This is a genomic window from Streptomyces sp. NPDC050439 (assembly GCF_040655335.1).
GTDB lineage: Bacteria > Actinomycetota > Actinomycetes > Streptomycetales > Streptomycetaceae > Streptomyces.
On the sequence record NZ_JBFAJT010000001.1, the window covers coordinates 121,480 to 140,575 of the forward strand.

General features: G+C 70.2%; 18 protein-coding genes. 4 read left to right on the forward strand and 14 right to left on the reverse strand.

Translation table 11 applies throughout. The features are described 5' to 3' along the window. Positions 1-29: 29 nt before the first annotated feature. The 3 genes from AB0I66_RS00610 to AB0I66_RS00620 all read right to left on the reverse strand — a co-directional run bounded on the left by AB0I66_RS00610 (position 30) and on the right by AB0I66_RS00620 (position 3,837). Positions 30-1,247 carry a lytic transglycosylase domain-containing protein gene (locus tag AB0I66_RS00610; protein WP_363205469.1) on the reverse strand — a complete coding sequence of 406 codons (1,218 nt, stop codon included), beginning with the start codon at positions 1,245-1,247 and terminating at the stop codon, positions 30-32. Between the two features lie 29 nt (positions 1,248-1,276). Beyond that, positions 1,277-2,533: a lipase family protein gene (locus tag AB0I66_RS00615; protein ID WP_363205470.1), complete on the reverse strand. Its 1,257-nt coding sequence runs from the start codon at positions 2,531-2,533 to the stop codon at positions 1,277-1,279. Between the two features lie 92 nt (positions 2,534-2,625). Next, positions 2,626-3,837, reverse strand: coding sequence for a glycosyltransferase (locus AB0I66_RS00620; protein WP_363205471.1), 1,212 nt, complete (start codon positions 3,835-3,837; stop codon positions 2,626-2,628). Between the two features lie 813 nt (positions 3,838-4,650). Between AB0I66_RS00620 and AB0I66_RS00625 the strand changes: the two genes are divergently transcribed. Both AB0I66_RS00625 and AB0I66_RS00630 read left to right on the forward strand, forming a co-directional pair. After that, a complete protein-coding gene (locus tag AB0I66_RS00625) occupies positions 4,651-5,811 on the forward strand; it encodes a DUF6801 domain-containing protein (protein ID WP_363205472.1) in 1,161 nt (386 codons plus the stop codon). A gap of 137 nt (positions 5,812-5,948) precedes the next feature. Next, positions 5,949-6,995, forward strand: a complete 1,047-nt coding sequence (locus AB0I66_RS00630) for a DUF916 domain-containing protein (RefSeq protein ID WP_363205473.1) — start codon at positions 5,949-5,951, stop codon at positions 6,993-6,995. A 123-nt stretch (positions 6,996-7,118) separates the two neighbouring features. Here the strand turns inward: AB0I66_RS00630 and AB0I66_RS00635 are convergent, their stop codons facing one another. Continuing rightward, positions 7,119-8,054, reverse strand: coding sequence for a DUF6801 domain-containing protein (locus tag AB0I66_RS00635; RefSeq protein ID WP_363205474.1), 936 nt, complete (start codon positions 8,052-8,054; stop codon positions 7,119-7,121). A 514-nt stretch (positions 8,055-8,568) separates the two neighbouring features. On the opposite strand from AB0I66_RS00635, the gene AB0I66_RS00640 reads away from it, so the two are divergent. Beyond that, a complete protein-coding gene (locus tag AB0I66_RS00640; protein ID WP_363205475.1) occupies positions 8,569-9,828 on the forward strand; it encodes a DUF6801 domain-containing protein in 1,260 nt (419 codons plus the stop codon). Between the two features lie 94 nt (positions 9,829-9,922). Further along, the gene (locus AB0I66_RS00645; protein WP_363205476.1) at positions 9,923-11,071 is read left to right on the forward strand and encodes a DUF6801 domain-containing protein; all 1,149 of its coding nucleotides are present in this window, start codon (positions 9,923-9,925) and stop codon (positions 11,069-11,071) included. Between the two features lie 53 nt (positions 11,072-11,124). Here AB0I66_RS00645 and AB0I66_RS00650 read toward each other — a convergent pair whose 3' ends face one another. The 10 genes from AB0I66_RS00650 to AB0I66_RS00695 form a co-directional block, all read right to left on the reverse strand. Then, positions 11,125-11,871, reverse strand: a complete 747-nt coding sequence (locus tag AB0I66_RS00650; RefSeq protein WP_363205477.1) for a class I SAM-dependent methyltransferase — start codon at positions 11,869-11,871, stop codon at positions 11,125-11,127. Between the two features lie 159 nt (positions 11,872-12,030). Next, positions 12,031-13,053: an HTTM domain-containing protein gene (locus AB0I66_RS00655; protein ID WP_363205478.1), complete on the reverse strand. Its 1,023-nt coding sequence runs from the start codon at positions 13,051-13,053 to the stop codon at positions 12,031-12,033. After that, positions 13,050-13,718, reverse strand: coding sequence for a DUF5819 family protein (locus AB0I66_RS00660; RefSeq protein ID WP_363205479.1), 669 nt, complete (start codon positions 13,716-13,718; stop codon positions 13,050-13,052). The genes AB0I66_RS00655 and AB0I66_RS00660 overlap by 4 nt, the downstream gene beginning before the upstream one ends. Positions 13,719-13,731: 13 nt before the next feature. Beyond that, complete coding sequence (locus tag AB0I66_RS00665; RefSeq protein ID WP_363205480.1) at positions 13,732-14,319, reverse strand: hypothetical protein; 588 nt, start codon at positions 14,317-14,319, stop codon at positions 13,732-13,734. A 27-nt stretch (positions 14,320-14,346) separates the two neighbouring features. Then, on the reverse strand, positions 14,347-15,003 hold the full coding sequence (locus tag AB0I66_RS00670; protein WP_363205481.1) for a hypothetical protein: 657 nt from the start codon (positions 15,001-15,003) through the stop codon (positions 14,347-14,349). 12 nt (positions 15,004-15,015) lie between these two features. Beyond that, positions 15,016-15,561, reverse strand: a complete 546-nt coding sequence (locus tag AB0I66_RS00675; protein ID WP_363205482.1) for a hypothetical protein — start codon at positions 15,559-15,561, stop codon at positions 15,016-15,018. 33 nt (positions 15,562-15,594) lie between these two features. After that, positions 15,595-16,191: a hypothetical protein gene (locus AB0I66_RS00680; protein ID WP_363205483.1), complete on the reverse strand. Its 597-nt coding sequence runs from the start codon at positions 16,189-16,191 to the stop codon at positions 15,595-15,597. 28 nt (positions 16,192-16,219) lie between these two features. Continuing rightward, the gene (locus tag AB0I66_RS00685; RefSeq protein ID WP_363205484.1) at positions 16,220-16,747 is read right to left on the reverse strand and encodes a hypothetical protein; all 528 of its coding nucleotides are present in this window, start codon (positions 16,745-16,747) and stop codon (positions 16,220-16,222) included. Beyond that, positions 16,744-17,955 (reverse strand): MlaD family protein, encoded by a 1,212-nt coding sequence (locus AB0I66_RS00690; protein WP_363205485.1) that lies wholly within the window; start codon positions 17,953-17,955, stop codon positions 16,744-16,746. Before AB0I66_RS00690 ends, AB0I66_RS00685 begins: the two co-directional genes overlap by 4 nt. Continuing rightward, complete coding sequence (locus tag AB0I66_RS00695; protein WP_363206633.1) at positions 17,955-19,079, reverse strand: MlaD family protein; 1,125 nt, start codon at positions 19,077-19,079, stop codon at positions 17,955-17,957. Before AB0I66_RS00695 ends, AB0I66_RS00690 begins: the two co-directional genes overlap by 1 nt. Positions 19,080-19,096 lie beyond the last annotated feature (17 nt).

A 19,096-nucleotide genomic window follows, 5' to 3' on the forward strand; every position in this document is an offset into this window, starting at 1 on the left:
TCGTAAGTGCGCTCCGCGTCGCGTCAGGCCTACGGGCTGCAGGCGTCCGGGGGCCGTGAGCCGGTCGGCGAGGGTGATTCCGTCGGTGTGGGGGACGGTGAAGGTGAAGTGGGGTCCGAGGGCGTCGGGGTGGCGGAGGGGGACGGTTCGCGGGTCGGGGTCGGGTCTTCGGAGGGAGTTGGGGAGGGGCAGTTCGGGGTGGTGGGGTTGGGGTTTGTGGGGGTGGGAGGGATCGGTCTGGGGCGTGGGCCGGGGGCGGTGGGGCGTGGGGCGGGGCGGGTCGGGTCCGGGGAGGCGGAGTCGCCGGGGTGGGGGTTCCGTGGGTGTGTCGGCTGGGGGCCGATGACCAGGCCGCCTCCGCCGGCCGGCTGGGTGGCGGGCGTCTTGCCGCCCGGGCCGGGGCTGGTCGGCAGTGGACCTCGGCCGTCGGGGATCTCGTGGGTGCCCCGACGGTAGAAGTCCAGCCAGGACAGGACCTTGCGCAGGTAGACGGATGAGTGGTTGTAGCTAAGGATCGCTCGGTCCAGGTCCGCCTTGCGGGTGAGGTTGCGGCTGCCGGCGCATAGGTAGCGGGCTGCCGCGAGTGCGGCGTCGTGGATGTTGTTGGGGTCGGCGCGGCCGTCGTCGTTGCCGTCGGCGCCCCAACGCGCCCACGTGGAGGGGATGAACTGCATCGGGCCCACCGCACGGTCGTAGGTCGTGTCGCCGTCGTACCTCCCGCCGTCCGTGTCGGAGATCCGGGCGAATCCGCTGCCGTTGAGGACGGGGCCGAGGATCGGGGTGAGTGTCGTACCGTCCGCGTCGACCCGGCCGCCGCGGGCCTGCCCGGACTCCACCTTGCCTATGGCCGCAAGTAGTTGCCACGGCAGGTGGCAGCCTGGGTCGGTGTCTGCGAGAGCGTCCTCGGCGTTGCGATAGGCGGTGAGGACCGTGGCCGGGATGCCGGACTGGGTTCGCACCTCGGGGGTCTCGTGCTCGCCTCCAGAAACCGGCACGCCCTTACTGCCGCGCAGGGGCGGGAGTTCGGTGTGGTAGGCGTCGGCGGAGGGGCCCGCGGGTGGGAGCCATCCGCCGCTTTCGCCGGTGGCGCTGTCCGGTGCGCCGTCTCGGCGGGGCGTGGCCACTGGGCCGCCCGGCGCACCCGAAGCGGTGAGTCCGGCCACCGCGACGGCCGCGACGACGGTGCCGGCCATGCCCCGGCGCATGCGGCCGCTGCCCTTCTTGCGGTGCCTGTTGCTCGTTGCCATGGCTCACTCGCCTCTCGGAGTCGCGACGCTCAGCAGTTGGGGGCGGCGGGCCGGTCCGCGAAGCGGTCGGCGAGATACGTCATGGCCTCGGCGTTCGCCGCCTGGATGGGCCAGAGGTGGTCGGCCACGGGCGGGTGGCCCGTGGTGTCGTACGTCTTCCAGGTGAGCGGCACGCCCTGCGCGCAGTACTGCTGGTGCAAGGCGTCGGCCTGGTTCGGTTCGACGAGGGCGTCCTGGGTCGCGTGGTACTGGAGCACCGGCACCTTGATCTTCGGGCTGCTGCCGAGGGTGTTCTCCGTGTAGCGGGCGACCCAGGGCGCGTCGACGAGCGGGCTGCGGGTGACGTACGCGGACAGCGGCTTGTTGCCGTACTTGTTGATCATCTCCAGGGCGCAGCCGCCCGCTTCGAGGTCGGCGACCATGGCACGTCCCGCGTCATTGAGCACGTCGCCGAACTTGAGCTCGGGATAGGCGTGGTTGAGGCCGATCAGGGCGTAGAAGAGGAACCCTGAGCCGGGGCGACCGTTGAGCGGCAGGGCCACCTCCATCAGGCTGGCGGGGACACCGCCCGCGACGATGCCCTTGAGCTTGAGCTCGGGCGCGTAGTCGGGCTGGAACTCGCCCGCCCACAGCGCGGCGCCGCCGCCCTGGGAGTAACCGCGGAAGGCGACCGGTGCGTCGGCGGAGAGCCCGGTGGCGGGCAGCCGCTGGGCGGCGCGGACCGCGTCGATGAGGGCGGGGCCCAGGGACTTGCCGACCATGTACGTCGTCTTCGGTCCGGGCCGGTAGCCCTCGTAGTCGGGGACGGCGACCGCGTAACCCGCCCTGAGCATGGCATTGATGACCCACTGCTCGTACAGGGCGCCCTTGGCGATCATCCGGGACGGGGTGCAGCGGAAGGCGGGCCCCTGCGTGCCCGGACCCCAGCCGACGACGGGCCGCGAGGCGGGCGTGCCGCCCTTGGGCACCATGACGGTGGCGGTCACCGCGTGCGGCTTGCCGAGCGCGTCGGTGGAGCGGTACATCACCTGCCAGGTGTCGGCCAGGGCGCGCGGCGTCGGGGCGCCGGGCTCGACCTTGCGGGAGCGGATGACGTCGCCGGGCTTCCCCTCGGGCAGAGGGGACGGCGGTACGTAGAAGTCGTCGGGCGGCAGCGGTGCGGCCTGGCTCGCTGGAGCGTGGCGGGGCCGGCTGCCCGCCGTGCCCGGAAAGAGCGTGCAGGCCGCGAGGATCAGGGCGAGGACGACGGTGAGCCGTCCTGCCCGGCGGGATATCCGTGTCGGCATGTCAGTTCCCTTGGGACCGGTGGCGTGTGCGGGCTGGTGGAACGGGACCGGATACAAGGCCGGTAGCGGCTGGTCGGAGGGGGTGCGCTCGGCTATATCTGCAGTCCCTGTCGTGGGTTCTGCCGCTCCGCGTCGGCGAGTGCTTCGAGATGTGCGGCCGCGGTGGGTGCCCCTCCCGCCTCGCGGAAGGAGCGGCTGACGCGGCGTGCGGCGGCGGTGTAGTGGGCTTGACCGAGCACGGCGTCCAGGGCGGATCCGACGGCCTTGGCATCGGTCCGCCCGAATCGCACCCGTACGCCCGCGCCCACGGCGGTGACCTGGGCGGCGATGACGGGCTGGTCATGGCGGACCGGCGCCACCACCAGGGGGACGCCGTGCCACAAGGCCTCGGTGACGGTGCGGTGCCCGGCGTGACAGACGAGGGCGTCCGCGCGTTCCAGCAGGGCGAGTTGAGGTACGGCAGGGCAGATCAGGAGATTGTCGTCGTCGCGCGGTGGGCCGAGGACACCGTCGGAATCGACGACCACGGCCCGCAGAGTGCGTGATCGGGTGCGTATGCCGTCGACGCACTGGGCGAGGAAGTGGGCGCCCACTGTGGTGTCGGCGGTGTCGAGGCAGACCAGGACCAGCGCCCGGTCGTCGTCCGCCTCGACCCACCCCCAGGGGAAGTCGGCGGTAGCGGCGTGCGAGTCGGGCACCTGGCCGAGAGCCGGGCCGACGAAATGCACCGGGCCGGGGTTCAACGCCTGTGGGCCGGTGAGTTCGCTGGTGGAGAAGACAAGCGTGAGCCTGGGTGAGAACCGCGGGTCGTAGCGGGCCGAGGGATCGCCGAGGCGCAGCCGGAGGCCGTCGAGGAGGTCGGTGAGCCACTGGTCGAACTGCGGGGCGTCGCCGGGACCGCGCGACAGCTCGGCAGAGGTGGCCGAGGAGGTGACGTAGGGGACGCCGAGCCGTTCGGCGACCAGCGCGCCCGCGATGGTCTGCTGATCGACGACGAGCAGGTCGGGCCCGAACTCCAGGACGGCGGCGGTCACTCCGGGCGCCATGGCATACGCGAGCGGGGCGAAGTAGTCCTCCCACAGGAACCTCAAGGCCGCCACGCCTCGCAGGTCGCGGGGGCTGGCGGGACCGGGCGTGCCCGCACAAGGGAAGACGGGGTCACCGGCGGCCACCAGGCCTTCCAGGGCGGCGGGGCGGCCGGCCCAGGCCACCTCGTGCCCCCGGGCGGCCAGTTCGGCGGCGACCGCCGATGCCGGGTCGATGTGGTCGGCGAGCGGCGGCACCACGAAGAGGAAGCGGCTCATCGGGCATCGCCGCCGCGCCACGGCCGTGCTTCGGCGCGGACGCTCAGGCCAGCGGGGGCGTACCCCGCAATGCCCAGGGCCGGTTGGGCATTGCGGGTGTCGGTGAGCCCGGCGCTCCGGTGTTCGTCCGCGTCGGGGGCCGCGGGGGGCGGCTGCCGGCGGGGCAGCCGGGCGAACTGCTCGCGGGCATGCCGGATACCGGGGCCGAAGCCGGGTGTGTCGAGGCTCCCTGTCCCCCACACCGCACGCATGGATCTCCCGTCCGTGCGGCCGGAAGGGCTCAACCCCGGGACCGTGTCCGGGATTGCCTCACAAGACAGCATCAGAACTCCGACCGCTCGGCGACACAGACACAGACACGCCCAGACACAAGCACAAGTGCGGGCACAGGCGCGGACACAGGCAATTACGTTGAATTGACAATCGGGCAGAAAGCGGAAGCTAGTCGCGCGTCGAGAAGCCGGTCAAGAGCCATTTCGCCGCGCACGAAAGATCTGTTGCGGGGTGAGCAAAGAGCCGGGATCAGTTGTCACCCGGACTCACCCAGGCGCACGCCGGGAAGTTGGCATCGAAGTACAGGTTCGGACGGCGTACTGCTCATCCAGGGATGAAGTAGCCCTCAAAACCAAGCAGCGTAATTCTGCTGGTAATTGACACCTTGACCGCCCCACTACCCGTCAGTAGTTTACCGATCCGAAACAGGACCGTATCTGGCGAAGATAACGACATGTACGGCCATTCTTCCTTCACCCGTTCTGCTCGTTCACGCAGTACGAGAGGCAGCTCATGAGAGCTCATCGAAAAAGAGCCGGGGTGCGCGGCGCCCTGGCAGCGGTCGCGACCGCCGGGCTGGTCACCGGCCTGATCACCGCCACCGGAGGCACCGCCTCAGCCGTTCCGCTGAAGCTGAATCAGAAGTACACCTGTAAGTTCCCGATCATCAACAACGACCCGATCGAAATTGAGATCACGGCCGACATGCCCGCCGCCATGAACGTCGGCGAGACAGTCCCCGAGTACGACATCAAGGCCGTGACCAAGGTCAGCGCACGCGCCGCACAGGGGCTGGGCGTCATGGGCGCGGTGACCCTGGAGGGCAAGGCCACCGCCGACGTCAACGTCACCCTGCCCGGCGGCACCGGCAACCTCCCCATCAAGGTCGTCAACACCGTCGCCAAGGCCAACATCCCCAACCCGGCGGCGGCATTCACCGTCGACGCCACCGGCAAATCACCCGGCTCCCTGCTCACCTGGGCCGATCCCGGTACCGCCAAGTTCGACGTCACGGGCCTCAAGCTGCACAACATGATCGCCCGCGACGCGGCGGGCAATGCCGTGCAGCTCCCGCCGTTCGGCGATGAGTTCGAGACGGCCTGCACGCTCGACGCGGGGCAGCCGACACTCCTGCACACGATGGAGATCCAGGGCGGCAGCACCGACCCCGGACCCGACCCGGACCCCGGACCCGATCCGGATCCCGGCCCTGACCCGGACCCGGGCACGGACCCCTCGACGGGCAAGCAGAACGTGAACACCAAGGTGACCCCCAAGCAGGGCGGCGGTCAGCTCACCATGGCCCAGGCGGGCGACACCGTCGCACTGTCCCCGGTCCAGGAGGGCGCGGGCGGCAACTCGACCGGCGACCTGCAGAAGGTGACCGTCAAGGACGCCCGTAACGGCGCCACCGGCTGGTCGCTCACCGGGAAGGTCACCGACTTCACGGGCGGCGCCGGAACCATCGGCGCGGACAAGCTCGGCTGGACGCCGTCCTGCGAGACTGCGGCCGGGTCGGCAAGCACCTGCGTGCCGGGCACGCAGGGCACGGTCGGCGGGACGGGCGCCACACTCGCCAGCGCGCCCGACGCGGCGCAGACCGGCGGCGAGTTCACCGTCGGCGCGGGCCTCGCGCTCGACGTACCGGCGACCGCGGCCGCCGGTGACTACGCGGCCGTGCTCACGCTGACGCTGACCTGATCCAGCGCTCCGCCTGGTGGACCGGCCGTCGTGCGACGGCCGGTCCACCTCTTCGGCGTTCCACCGCCCGCTCGACCCACCGCCCTCTCAACCCACCGCCCGCTCGACTTCCCGCATCTCATCGCTCTGGGGGCCGCATGCACCTCGTTCGTACGCAGCTCATGCATCGCAGATACGCCGCCGTGCTCATCGCCGCCCTGGCCCTGGCGCTCGGCCTGCTCACCGCGAGCCCGCCACCGGACGCGTTCGCCGCCGACAACGGCCGCTGGTCCGTCTTCCCCGCCGACAAGACCGGCAAGGCAGGCGAGGCCGACAAGAAGGGCGGCAAGGATCAGGCCCACCGGGCGTACTTCCGGATGAAGGCTGATCCGGGGCGCACCGTGCGCGACAAGGTCACCGTCTCCAATCTCGCCAAGGAACCGGTGACCTTCCTGCTCTACGCCGCCGACGCGTACAACACCCCGCGCGACGGCGGCTTCGCGGTGCGCGAGCCCACCGAGAAGCAACGCTCGGTCGGGGTGTGGACGCGCCTCGAGCGCTCCGAGGTCACGGTTCCGGCGGGCGGCAAGACCACCGTGCCCTTCAGCGTCGCCGTTCCGCGTACCGCATCGCCCGGCGACCATCCCGGAGCCGTCGTCGCCCTGGACAAGCGCGTCGCCCGCGCCAAGGGCACCGGCGTCGGCATCCGGCAGGCCGTCGGCGCCCGCATCTATCTGCAGGTCAACGGCGAGCGGGCGCCCGGTCTGAAGGTCCAGGACGTCCGCTTCGACTACGAGGTTCCGCTGGTGCCCGGCCTCGGCAAGGACGCCACGGTCACATACACGCTCGTCAACAGCGGCAATGTGCAGCTCGAGCCGAGGGTCGACCTCAAGGCGAAGGGCCTGTTCGGCCGGACGTCCTTCGACAGCGCGGGCAACAAGCTGCCGGCCGAGCTGATGCCGGGCCAGCGGGTGCAGATCACCCAGAAGTGGGCCGCGCCGCCTCCGCTGGACTGGGGCAGCGTCGAGCTGACCGCCAGCGACAAGGGCGGAGAGCTGGTGGAGAGCGGCAGCACCGCCTACCGCACGGTGAACTGGGGCGTCCTCGTGACGCTGGCTCTAATGGTGCTCTTCGTGGTCGTGGGGGTGGTTGTACGACGCCGCAGATCCCGTGCGGCCGGGCGCGACATGGCCGCTCGGACGTAGGCCGGGCGCGGCCTGACCGCGGGCCCGGAGCGCCGTCGCTGCTCCGGGCCCGCTCTCTGCGCTGCCGTACGGCGCAGGCCTCCTGGATCGCAGGGTGCCCGGGAGCGCCGTACCGCAGCAGTCTCAGATGGTCTGCTCGTCCCTCCTGATGCGCCGGGGCAGGTAGTGGAAGGCCGCTATGCCGGCGGCGCTGAGCCCTCCTGCCGCCGCCAGCATCAGGCCGACGCCGGACATGCCGGTGCCCGCGAGTTCGCCCGAGCCGCCGGTCACCTGAGTGCCCAGCTGGGTGCCGGAGGATCCGGAGCCGCCGCTCGATCCGGAGCCGCCCGCGGCGCCGGCCCCGCCGTTTGATGAGCCGCCGGCCGTGGTGTCGGGGTCGGTCGGGTCCGTGGGATCAGCGGGATCGGTCGGCAGGTCGGTGGGCGGGTCCGTCGGAGGGTCGGTCGGTGGATCGGTGGGTGGATCCGTGGGGTCCGTACCGCCGTCGCCGGTGATCGTCATGGTGTGCAGGAGGGTTTTCTGACCGGCGTCGAGCGTGCACTCCGCCGTGAACTCGTCGCCGTTCGGCGGCAGCGGCACGGGTTTGCCCGTCGCGTCCCGGGCGATCATGTTGTGCAGCTTCAAACCCTTCACGTCGAAGGCCGCATCACCTGGCGAGCCCCAGGTCAGCAGCCCTCCGGGCGACTTGCCGGTCGCCGTCACGTCGAAGGCCGCGGCGGGGTCGGGGATGTCGGCCTTGGCGACAGTGTTGACGACCTTGATGGGCAGCGTGCCGTCACTGCCGGGCTGGGTGACGACCACGTCGGCGGTGGCCTTGCCCTCCAGGGTGACCGCGCCGAGCACCCCGAGGCCCTGCGCGGCGCGCGCGCTGACCTTGGTGACGGCCTTGATGTCGTACTCGGGGACCGTCTCGCCGACTTTCATCGTGGCGGGCATGTCCGTGGTGATCGCGGCTTCGATGCCGTCGTTGCTGATGATCGGGAACTTGCAGGTGTATTTCTGCGTGAGCGACACCGGCTCGGCCGATGCGCTGCCACCCCCGGCGGTCAGTGCGATCACCACTCCGGCAACCCCGGTGAGGGCCGTTCCCCGTGCCGGCCTCGTCCTCACTTTTCCCGGTCGCTCTCCCCCGCAGTCTTCCCCGCGGTCTCCCATGCGCTCTCCCATGTGCGGCCCCACTTCCGAGAATTGGCACAATCCAGAAATGACTACTGGCAGGTAAGGTGCCCGTCAACCCGATCGGCGCAGTTCGGGGATGTGCGGCGAAGAGGGCCGCACAATTTGTCATCCGTGCACCGTCCCGTACTCACCGGGGCCACAAAATTTCCGGGCCGTCAACTTCCCTCCGCCAGCGGGCAGGAGCAAGCCTTGACCGCCCAACTACTCATCAGTAGTTTGCGTATTCGAAACACCGCCGTAGCGTCTGCGGAAATTCAGTCGGCAGATTCCCTCGAAGCGGCGTATTTCGCATCTCCCGATTTTCCCGGACAGCTGGGCCGGCGAGTCCGGGAATCGCAGAGATGGCACGCCCAATCTTCGTTTGTGCCCATTCACGTAGCCCGAGAGGTAGCTCATGGGAGTGCACAAGAGACATGCCAGGGCGCGCGGTGCCCTGAGCGCGGTGGCGGCCGCCGGCCTCGTCACCGGCCTGGTGACCCTCAGCGGCGGTTCGGCCTCCGCCGACCCGGTCAAGCTCACGCAGAAGTACACCTGCAAGTTCCCGATCATCAACAACGACCCGATCGAAGTCGAGATCTCCGCCGACATGCCCTCCACCATGCAGGTGGGCGATTCGGTGCCCGAGTACGACATCAAGGCCGTCACCAAGGTCAGCGCACGCGCCGCACAAGGCCTGGGCGTCATGGGCGCGGTGACCCTGGAGGGCAAGGCCACCGCCGACGTCAACGTCACCCTGCCCGGCGGCACCGGCAACCTTCCCATCAAGGTCGTCAACACCGTCGCCAAGGGCGACATCCCCAACCCGGCCGCAGGGTTCACCCTCACCGCCAACGGCAAGTCGCCCGGCGGTCTCCTGACCTGGGAGAAGGAGGGCACGGCCAAGTTCGACGTGACCGGCCTGAAGCTGCACAACATGATCGCCCGCGACGCTTCGGGCGCTCCCGTTCAACTCCCCCCGAACGGGGATGAGTTCCCCGCGGACTGCACCCTGGACGCGGGCCAGCCCACCGCGCTGCACACCATGACCATCACCGGCGGCAGCACCGATCCCACGGACCCGCCGACCGATCCGCCCACCGATCCCCCGACCGACCCGCCCACGGACCCGCCGACGGACCCGCCCACCGACCCGCCCGGCGATGACCCGGTGAAGCTCAACTTCGGCATCAAGGGCAACTCGTTCATCAAGGCGGCCAACGGCAACGCCCCGCTCACGGGCGGCATCGACACCCGCTACGACCTGAACAAGGGCACCTTCGACGCCGACCTGACGCTCGATGCGACCAAGGGCAAGTTCACCATCATGGGCTTCCTGCCCACGACCGCGGACATCGCCTTCGAGCAGACCGGCAAGACCACCGGCACGCTGGACACCGCCGGCGCCCTGAAGTCGAAGTCCGAGATGTTCGTCAAGCTCTCCAGCGTCAACGCCTTCGGCCTTCCCATCGGCGGCGGTGCCGACTGCAAGACCTCCTCGCCCGCCCAGATCGACCTCGCCAGTGAGGGCCGCTTCCAGCCGTACAAGGGCGGCAAGCTCAAGGGCACCTACACCCTGCCCGGCATCAAGGGTTGCGGAGTCCTCAACGACATCATCAGCACGTTCATGGCGGGACCCGGCAACACCATCGACATGGATCTCACCTACAAGAGCTGAGACCACACCACAGCGGTGAGTCCGCATCCCGATCCGGCCCCCCGCCCCCTTCGAGGCGGGGGGCCGGACCCGTTCCGCAGAACTTGGAGAGGCAGTGCTGAGATCGCGCGCCCCAGTGTGGCGGGCCGCCCCCGCCGTCGTGCTGCTCGCCGGACTGATCGGCCTCACGTCCGGCCCACCGGCCGTCGCGGGCCCGGTGTCCCTGACGCAGACCTACACCTGCGTGTTCCCGCTCATGGAAGAGGACCCGCTGACGGTCGTCATCACCGCGGATCTGCCGACCAAGGTGCAGGTCGGCGAGCAGATCCCGGCCCTCCGGATCACCTCGGTGTCCAAGGTCAGCAAGGCGGCGGCCACCGCCCTGCGCACCGTCGGCGGCACCACCCTCGAAGGCATCGCCACGGCGGACGTCACCGTGCACATGCCGGACGGCCCGCTGAACATCGCCCTCGACAACACGATCCCGAAGACGCCCCTGCCGCAGCCGCCCGCCGACTTCGATGTGACCGCCACCGGCCAGGCCCCGGCCCTGACGTTCCGGCAGCCCGGCAGCGTGAAGATCGACGTCAACAGCCTGCTCCTGACGATGACACCGCGGGACGCGACCGGCGCGAAGACGGCCCTCGACACCTTCGAGACCGCGTGCACCCTCGATCCCGCCGACCAGAACAAGACGCTGCACACGATCCAGGTCGAAGCGGGCCCGACCGACCCACCGGACCCGGGCGGCGAGCCGGTGCAGCTGAGCTACGACATCAAGGGCAGCTCGCACATCAAGGCGGGCAAGGGCAGCGTCCCGCTGTCCGGCAGCATCGACGCCCGCTACGCCCCGGTAAAGGGAATCTTCGACGCCGACCTCGAACTCGACCCGACCAACGGCAAGTTCACCCTGCTCGGCTTCCTGCCCGCCACCGCGGACATCGCCTTCGAGCAGACCGGCAGCACGACAGGCACCCTAGACACGGCAGGCACCCTCACGTCGCACTCCGAGATGCACGTCAAACTCACCGTCGTGAGCGCGCTCGGCCTGCCCATCGGCGGCGGACCCAACTGCAGGACCGTCAAGCCCGCCACCGTCGACCTCGTCGGCGAAGGCCGCTTCGCACCGCACACCGGCGGCAAGCTCAAGGGCACCTACACCCTGCCCGGACTGACGGACTGCGGCGGCTTCAACGACATGATCAGCGCGTTCGTCGCGGGCCCCGGCAACACGATCGAACTGAACCTCACCTACAAGAAGTAGCGAGCACGCGGGTCCGGACAGCGATGCTGCCCGGACCCGCGCTCAACGGGCCGTCAGCGGCCCATCAGTGCGAAGACCCCCCAGCCGAGGTATTCCCGCTGGTACCGCGCGTAGCGGGCGGGCTCGGTGGTGAGCTCGGCCCGCACCTCGGCGGCCAGCTCGTCATCGGGGTTCGCGTCCAGCCAGCGGCGCAGGTTGAGCCACTGAGCCGCCTGATAGCGGTCCCAACTGTCCTGATCGGCATGGACCATTTCCACGACGTCGTAGCCGAGATCGCCGAACTGCTCGATCAGCTCCGGCAGTCCCAGGAACTCGTCCTTGCTGCCGGCATGGCAGGCTATGGCGGTCTCCTGGTCCGGAACTTCCCGACGCCAGTACGGCTCACCGATCAGCATCAGGCCGCCGGGGCGCAGACTCCTGCCCAGCAGCTCGACCGTGCCCGCCACGCCGCCACCGATCCAGGTGGCACCGACGCACGCGACGAGATCGACCGGCTCGTCCGCGACGAAGCCGACGGCGTCGTCGTGCACGAAGGTGACCCGGTCAGCGACACCGAGTTCGGCGGCACGGGCACGGGCCTTCTCGGTGAACACCGTGCTGATGTCCACCCCGGTCCCGGTGACACCGTGGTCGCGGGCCCAGGTGCACAGCATCTCGCCCGATCCGCTGGCGAGGTCGAGTGCGCGCGTGCCGGGCGCCAGATGCAGCGCCTGGCCCAGGACAGCGAGATGACCCGGCGTGATCGGGTTGTGGACGCGGTGGCTACTCTCGCGAATGGTGAAGATACGTGGCAGATCCACTTGTGGTGTTCCTTCGGTTTGATGAGGTCATGGCGTGGGCGGGAGACAGCCGACCGGAGTCGGCAGCCGTGGCTCGGACCGTCATCAAACACACCTCGTTCAAACGAATGGATCTTGAGCCGCAGAGTGTAGACACCCCGGCGCGACGGCTCCACCGAATTACGGGAACGTCGCGTGGGAGGAGCGCGGCAGCCGCACCACACGGGCCGCCCGCAGCCAGAACGCCGTCGGCAGGAACACCAGATCCCCCACGACAGTGATCGCCGAGAACATCGGCAGCGCCAGCAGCAACCCGATCCCCGCATGCGTGCCCAGCATCACGACCAGGACCGCGTACTTGAGCCTCGGCACGAACACCAGTACAGGGAACAGCAGTTGAGAGGCCACGGTGACGTACGCGAGCAACGCCAGCCCACTCCCCTGCCCCGCCAGCCGGCCGGAGAGTTCGGGGAAGGTCGCGAAGTCGTCAAGACGCAGGGCGTAGTGCAGCGCGCTGCCGTCCCGCCATGTCTCGCCACGGAGCTTGTAGAGGGCCGCGGTGCCGTAGACCACCATCACCTGGAAGGCGATCAGCGCCAGGCCCGCGTTGTGCAGAACGGCGGCGATGCGGCGGCGCAGCTCCTCGTACGGGGTCACGGGTGCGGGTGTCGCACGGGCGGCGCGGCGGGCGTCCAGGGACCAGCGGCGGCCCGACGCGCACAGCACCAGGTAGTTGGCGAACAGCAGGCTCAGCAGCTCGAACCCGCTGCTCGCGACCGTCGAGCGCATGTAGAAGCCCGCGACGACGAAGGCGAAAAGGACCGCCATGAGGCGGGTGTGCCACCCCAGCAGGTACAGCACACTGACCGCTATGGCCAGCACGTAGGCGGCCCAGAAGTAGTCGGGGCTCGGTGTGCCCAGCCAGGTGTACCACCAGGACAGCCGGCCGTCGGCGCCGCGCGCCTCGATCGAGGCACGGAAGAGTTCGGGGGTGTACGGGGATCCGGGGCCCCAGAGGCGGTCCGCGTGGCCCGCCTCGCGCAGCAGGTTGAGCAGGAAGAGGCCCGAGACGCCGATGCGCAGGACCGCGGCTCCGTACAGCCCCAGCGGCGTGCGGATCGTGGCATGCAGTCGCTCCCGTACGCGCCGGCCGCCGTCCTCGGCCACGGTAGGCACCGCGGCCGAAGCCTGACGTGGCGTCACGGGGCCACCTCCCAGGTTCCCAGCGGTTGGCGGCTCGTGGCTGGTGCAAGGCCGCCGGGCGGGGCGATGGGCACGGTACGCAGGCGCAGCTCGACGGCGTCCGGGCGCGGTTCGCCGAGGTCGTGCAGGCGTACAAGGACGACATTGCGCAGATACCGCGCCGCGGGGGTCAGTGGCGCCCTCAGCTGAGTGTGTGGCGAGCCCGCCAGGTGGACGCTGACCGCCTTGCGCAGGACGGTCTGATCCTCCCGGCTGGGCAACGGGTTGTGCCGGTGTGCGGCGATGTCGCGGGCCGTGAGGTCGATCCACCGGCCTGGGCGGTTCGCGCGCCAACTGCGCGCCTCCAGATGGGCGTTGGCGCGGGGCGGGTCGGGCGCGAAGATGTTCCAGTCCTGCGGGAACAGCGGTTGCAGCCACGCGTCGGCCTGTGCCGGGCGGGTGTTGGCCGAGGAGAGGGCGGGGCTGACGTACAGGACCAGGAGCGTCATGTGCGTGAGCGCGGTGGCCGTGATCAGCAGGGCCGCGACTCGGCACACCAGTCGCAGCGGGCCGCCGAGCGGGATGTCGCGGGGCGCGAGCGGGTCGGGCGGCGCGATGAAACGGTCTGTGGCTTGGCGGTCCGCGGCTTGGCGGTCCGTGGCTTGGCGGTCCGTGGCGTCGTCCACGGGCGTCCCGCCCTTACCCGGCCGATGGTGCCGAGGGTCCGACACCGGGCAGGTTCTCGCACTCCGGTGCCTTGTCGAAGGCCTGCTTGAGCGCGGGGTCGGTACGGAAGTCATGAGCGGGGCCCTGATACCCGCCCGCCTTGCCCATGCCCTCGCCTGCCTTCTTCAGCGCCGCCTTCAGGGACTTCTCGTCGGTGACCTTGGCCTTCTTGAGTTCGGAGGTCGTGCCGGCGAGGCTGCCGCGGGCGCCTCGGAGGTTCTTGAGCGCCTTCTTGTACGCGGCGTCGCCGCCGTCGACGGGCGGTGCGCCGTCCTGCCGCATCTTCTTGTCCAGCGCCCCCAGTTGCCGGTCGAGCGCTTCCATGAAGGTGACGACCTCCGCGTGGTACTTCTTCGCGTCCTTCTGGTCCGCGGCGGGAAGCTTCAGCTCCGACCCGACGTCCTGCACGCTGTCGCACACGTCCGAGGCCCAGTCGACCTGCGGGCCGTCGTCGACGCGTGAACTGCACCCGGACATCGTCGCCGCGACCGTGACCGCGGCCCCGAGGGCGGCGGACAAGAACGCGGCGCTGTGCCGCCGTCTGCGTCTGGTGTTCCTCATGTCTGACTCCCCTTCACCTGCTGAACTTCATCTGCTGAACGTGTCGATGCGCGCGATCTGCCAGGTACCGGCCCGGTGCACCACGTCCACGGCGAACATCGCTGCCGCGTGGCTGGCCGAACCGCCTTTGGCGGTACTGGTGTTGCTCTGGTCGGCGAACACCAGGGCACGGGCCCGGTCGCCGTCGATGACCTCGACTCCGCTGTGCGTGACGGTGGTGCTCAGGACGAGCTTCTGCCGCTCTCCCCGGGCACGGACCTGCGCGAGCATGTCCCGGTGCTGGGCGACCGCCTTGCCGGTGAGGTACTTGTCCGCGGCCTTCTCGGTCCGGCCCGGATTGGCGTGGTCGTAGGAGAAGACCGCGTCGACGGCTTGGCCGACCGTGCCTTTGACCTCGCTGGTGCGGGCCGTGTCGGTCAGCGCCGTATTGCGCAGGGCGGGCAGGTCGCGCTCGGTCCCGGCCCGGGTGTGGGCGAAGACCGCGAAGGCCGCGGCCAGTACGGCGAGCAGTGCGAGCAGCAGGGGCCAGTGGACGGATCTGAGCGATCTGCGGTCGCTCCGGGCAGCCTTTTCCCGGGGTTTCGGTCGCGGACGTGGGGCCCGTGGTGCGGGGGCGGGTGTCTCGCGGGCCTTGACCGCGGCCAGGCGCCGCTGCCGGTTGACCATATGGCGTGTCGTCGACATGAAAGGCCCCCCTCAGTCGGACGGATCGTCGGTGGGCGTCTCGCCTGCGGGGGCCTGCCCGAGGCCGCTCAGCTTCCAGCCGTCGGCGGTGCGGGTGAGCTCGCCGAGGAGTCGGCTCTCCTTGGTGCTCGGCTTCTTCTTGGGCGGGTCGACGGTGATCCGCATCGCGATCAGGACACCGGCCCGGCCCTCGCGCTCGTCCAGTTCGGTCACGGCTCCGGAAAGGACCTCGGCCGTGGTGACCGTGCGGGCGGTGCGCACCTGCTTCTCGAACTCGGGCCTGCCCTTGCGCAGTTCGTCCAGGAGACTGCCGGTGGCGGACTGCTCCCAGGCGTCCAGGCCTCGCTCGAGGTCGCGGTGATCGAGGGTGTTCATGTTCAAGGCGGCCTGTTCGCCCGCTGCGAGGACCTCGTCGCGGGTCTGTGCGAACCGCGCGGAGTCGTCGTGGGCCGCCGCGTACCAGGACGAGCCCGTCCAGGCGGCGCAGCCCAGGGCGAGGGCGGCCGCCGCGGACGCGAGCGAGAGTCTCGTACGGTGGCGGGGTGTCGTGCGTGCCATGTGCCTCTCCGGTGGTGCCCTAGAGGTGATGCCCTAGCGGGCCTTGATGTCGGTGATCGCCCAGCGGCCGTGGTCCAGGCGGGCGGTGATGGAGAGCTGGGCGGCCGCGGTGGTCGCCTTGGCGCCTTTGCGCTTGGCCCGCTGGTCGAGGAAGACCAGCAGCCGCGCCGTGTCGCCGGTGAGCTCCACGGCTCCGGCCCGTACCACCTGCGTGGTCAGCGACAACTCCTGCTCGCTGACTTGCCGGCGGAGTTTTCCGATCAGGGCCCGGTAGTCCTTGGCCGCTTTGCCCCGCAACACGTCCTGCGCACGCCGCTCGGTGGAGGCCAGGTCCTCGGGGGTGTAGGTGAACACCGTGGTGAGTGCGTCGCTGATGTCTGCGATGACCCGGCGGGTCCGCTCGCTGTCGGTCAGCGCCTGGTTGGCGGAGCCCGGCGTGTTCGCGGTCCGGTCGGCGAGGACCAGGAGGGTGCCGCCGCTCAGGAGCAGTGCGGCCAGCAGGAGGGCGAGCAGCGTGCGGCCCGCGCGGCGCTTGCGACGGGGCGCGGGCCGCGTCCCGGTGTCGGCGTCACTCCCCTCCCCGGCCGTGTCGGCTTCCGCCGCATGCCGGGGCTTCAGTTCGGCGCTCATGTGCATCCCCTCATTCGGCTGCGCCCCCTCACTTCTCTGCGACCGGAACCGCGCTCAGCGAGCTGAGTTTCCAGGCCGCCCCGCTGTCGTCGAGGCCCGCCTCGAAGCGTTTGCGGTCGGTGGTGGACTTGCCGCTGCGTGCGGTCACCTCGACGCGGACCGTGGCGATGACCTTCGCCGTGCCCGCCCGGCTGTCCAGGGCGATGACCGCCGCGTCGGTGACCGTGCCGCGGGTGGTGGTGCCCTCCTGCTCGAGGGCCTTGGCGCTGTCGTCGCCGGTACGCCGCAGCTCGTCGGCGAGGGGCCCGTCCGCCGCCTGGGTCCAGGCGCGCAGCGAGGCCCGTACGTCCTTGCCGTCCATGGTGTTGAGCACCGTGATGTGTTTGCGGGCGGCGTCCAGTGCGCTGTCACGGTCGCGGGCGTAGGCCAGATCGTCGTCGGCCCGCGTGTGCGCGTACGTCCATCCCGAGAAGCCGCAGAACAGCGCTCCCGCCAGTAGTGCGGCCGTCCATGCGCCGCGTCGCCCCATGGCTTCCCCGGCTCCCTTCTCCCTCATGACGCGCTCATCCCGAGCAGCCCGCCCAGGTCGGTGGGGCTGTTGGCGGGCGCCTGGCCCTGCCCCGTCCCGTCGGATCCGGGCCGGGCGGGCTCGGGCACGCCGCCGCGCGGTGCGTTGCCCGAGCCGCGGACGTTCTGGCCGCTGCCGGGGTGTGCGGTGCAGGCTGCCTCGGTGTTGGCGGGGGCCGGTGAGGTGTCCAGGCCGTTGCGGTAGGTGGTGCCGCCGTATCCGGCGGTGCAGGGCAGTGGTTTGAAGAACGTGGTGGTCATGCCGAAGCGCACGCCGTCGGGGCCGACGGCGCTCGCTCCGGTGGAGGCGACCTGCGGGATGCGCACCATCAGTTCGCGGGTGCCGCGCTGGCGGGTCACCAGGAGCTCGGAGGTGGTGGTGAGGTTGGCGAGGACGACGCTCAGGCCGGGGTCGGTGTCTTGCAGCAGGGCGGTGAACTGGGTGGCCGCGTCCGGGGTCCGGGCGATGAGGCGGCGCAGGTCGGGGTCGGACTGCTTGAGCTGGGCGGCCAGTTCGGCGGTGCCGCTCGCGAAGGACTTCAAGGCCTTGGCCTGCTCGTTCTGGGTGCGCAGGACCGTCTCGCCGTCGATGAGGAGCCGGGTCGTGGCAGGCAGGGACGTCTTGGCAGCCCGGATGAATTCGCTGCTGGTGTCGATGAGGATCTGCAGGTCCTGTCCGCGTCCCTCGAAGCTCTTGCCGAGTTCGTCCACGACCGTGCGTAGTGCGGCGGTGTCCACCGAGGAGGCCAGGCGGTCGACGCTGGTGAGTACGTCGGTGACCGGCGCGGGGGTGTGCGTGGCGCCGCGCCGGACCACCGAGCCGTCGGCGAGGTAGGGCCCCTCGTCGGTGCGCGGGCTCAGGTCGAGGTACTGCTCGCCCACCGCCGAGAGGTTGGCGACCTTGGCTTCCAGGTCGCTGGGTATCTTCGGCGCTGATTCCTTGATGCGGATGCGGGCCTCGACTCCGTCGGGCGTCAGCTCGACGGCTTCCACGCGGCCGACGTCGACGCCTCGGTAGGTGACGTTGCCGTGGCTGAACAGGCCGCCGGTCTCGGCGAGTTGCACCTTGACCGTGTAGTAGTCGCGCGCGCCCACATACCGCCCCAGATCGGCGTACGTGGTGGCGATGTAGGCGAGGACGAAGATGCCGAGCACGAGGAAGGCGATGTTCTTGAGGTGGGTGGCGCGGGTGAGCACTAGGAGTCGCCTCCTGAGGTTCCGGTGACCGCGGGCAGCGGCAGGGACGAGCGCGTGGCGGTGCCGCCGCCGCGGACGGGTGGCACGATCTCCGTGCCGGGGGCCGCGGCGATCTTCAGGTAGACGTTGAGATAGTCGCCCTTCACCCCGGTGAGCACCTCGTCCGTGAACGGATAGGTGAACATCACCTGCAGTGATGCGGGCAGGTCGGCTCCCGAGTCGGCGAGGTTCTTCAGGACCGGGGCCAGGGCCTTGAGGTCGGCGACCAGGTCGTCCTTGGTGCGGTCGACGGTGTCGACGGCGACCGTGGAGAGCGAGTCCAGGGCGCGCAGCATGCTGACGAGGGAGGAGCGCTGGTCGCTGAGGACCTTCAGGCCGGGCGGCAGGTCCCGCAGGATGTCGCCGATCTTGCGGTCGCGGGTGGCCAGGGTGGTGGAGAGCCGGTTCATGCCGTCGAGGGCGTCGGTGATGTGTTTCTTGTTCTTGTTGAGGCTCTTCGCCGTGGTGTTGATCTGCCGCAGCACGGAGCGGACCTCGCCCTCCTTGCCGCCGAGTGCCTTGTTCAGTTCGCGGGAGATGGTCTGGATCTGCTGTACGCCGCCTCCGCTGAGGACCATCGACAGGGCGCCGAAGACCTCCTCGATCTCGGGGTTGCGGTTGGTGCGGGTCAGTGGGATCACATCGCCATCGCTCAGCCGGCCCTGGTTGGCGGCGTAGGTGGCCGTGGCGCCTCTCTTGCTGTCCTGGAGGTCGGGGCGGGCACGCATGTCCTTGGGGGCGACGAGCTGTACGTACTTCTCGCCCAGGACACTGGATTGCTCGAGGTTGGCGTAGGCGTTGGCGGGCAGCCGTACGCCACCGTTGACCTTGAGGGTGACGCGGGCGGCCCAGCCGTTGTCGGCGAGGGATATGCGTGTCACGCGGCCGACCTCGACGTCGTTGACCTTGACAGCGGAGTGCGGGAAAAGGCTGACGACGTCACGGAACTCGGCGGTGACCTCGTAGGGATGGTCGCCGAGGTCGGCTCCGCCGGGCAGCGGCAGATCCTGCAGGCCGTCGAAGTCCGGCAGGCCGCCGGCGCCCAGGGCCAGGCCGAGCAGGGTCACGCTCAGGGAGAGGCCCATGGCGATGCGTGCGGTGC

Coding starts and splice junctions, on each gene's coding strand:
- AB0I66_RS00620 (WP_363205471.1), bottom strand. CDS start 3,837: ATGAGCCGCTTCCTCTTCGTGGTGCCGCCGCTCGCCGACCACATCGAC.
- AB0I66_RS00640 (WP_363205475.1), top strand. CDS start 8,569: ATGGGAGTGCACAAGAGACATGCCAGGGCGCGCGGTGCCCTGAGCGCG.
- AB0I66_RS00685 (WP_363205484.1), bottom strand. CDS start 16,747: ATGAGGGAGAAGGGAGCCGGGGAAGCCATGGGGCGACGCGGCGCATGG.
- AB0I66_RS00680 (WP_363205483.1), bottom strand. CDS start 16,191: ATGAGCGCCGAACTGAAGCCCCGGCATGCGGCGGAAGCCGACACGGCC.
- AB0I66_RS00615 (WP_363205470.1), bottom strand. CDS start 2,533: ATGCCGACACGGATATCCCGCCGGGCAGGACGGCTCACCGTCGTCCTC.
- AB0I66_RS00695 (WP_363206633.1), bottom strand. CDS start 19,079: ATGGGCCTCTCCCTGAGCGTGACCCTGCTCGGCCTGGCCCTGGGCGCC.
- AB0I66_RS00665 (WP_363205480.1), bottom strand. CDS start 14,319: ATGAGGAACACCAGACGCAGACGGCGGCACAGCGCCGCGTTCTTGTCC.
- AB0I66_RS00630 (WP_363205473.1), top strand. CDS start 5,949: ATGCACCTCGTTCGTACGCAGCTCATGCATCGCAGATACGCCGCCGTG.
- AB0I66_RS00670 (WP_363205481.1), bottom strand. CDS start 15,003: ATGTCGACGACACGCCATATGGTCAACCGGCAGCGGCGCCTGGCCGCG.
- AB0I66_RS00675 (WP_363205482.1), bottom strand. CDS start 15,561: ATGGCACGCACGACACCCCGCCACCGTACGAGACTCTCGCTCGCGTCC.
- AB0I66_RS00610 (WP_363205469.1), bottom strand. CDS start 1,247: ATGGCAACGAGCAACAGGCACCGCAAGAAGGGCAGCGGCCGCATGCGC.